Origin of the sequence: Neisseria sp. WLZKY-1, assembly GCF_046546535.1 — a bacterium.
Lineage (GTDB): Bacteria > Pseudomonadota > Gammaproteobacteria > Burkholderiales > Neisseriaceae > Neisseria.
In genome coordinates, this window is record NZ_JBKGTW010000138.1 from 1 (window position 1) to 364 (window position 364).

The following is a 364-nucleotide window of genomic DNA, read 5'->3' on the forward strand; positions in this document are numbered from 1 at the left end:
CGAATGGCGTTTTAACAACAGTGAAATAAAAGTTCAAATTTCCATTTTGAAACAATTGGTAATAGATAATTTATCCTAGTTATCTAGGACAGCCCCAAAGGTTTTCAGGCTGCTTGTGAGACGGCTTGGGGCATCGTTATTTCAAAAGTATTTTTCGTTTTCGCTATCAACCCAAAAGACCAACCCAAACAGGCAGCCTGAAACTTTCAGGCTGCTTTTTTTGCTGCCGGATGGCTGCTGGAGGGGCTTTTCAGGCTGCCTACCCTAGGGTCTGTTGACATTCAATTTTTCACAGTATCATACAGATATGACCAGATATACCCTATCCGATGCCCAGTGGGCAGCCATCGAACCGCTTTGTCCG

1 pseudogene is annotated in these 364 nt (G+C 44.0%); it reads left to right on the forward strand.

Features of this window, described 5'->3' with window-relative positions:
* Positions 1-79, forward strand: a pseudogene (locus ACLD9W_RS12555) (IS1595 family transposase); the annotation flags it as partial.
* Positions 80-364 lie beyond the last annotated feature (285 nt).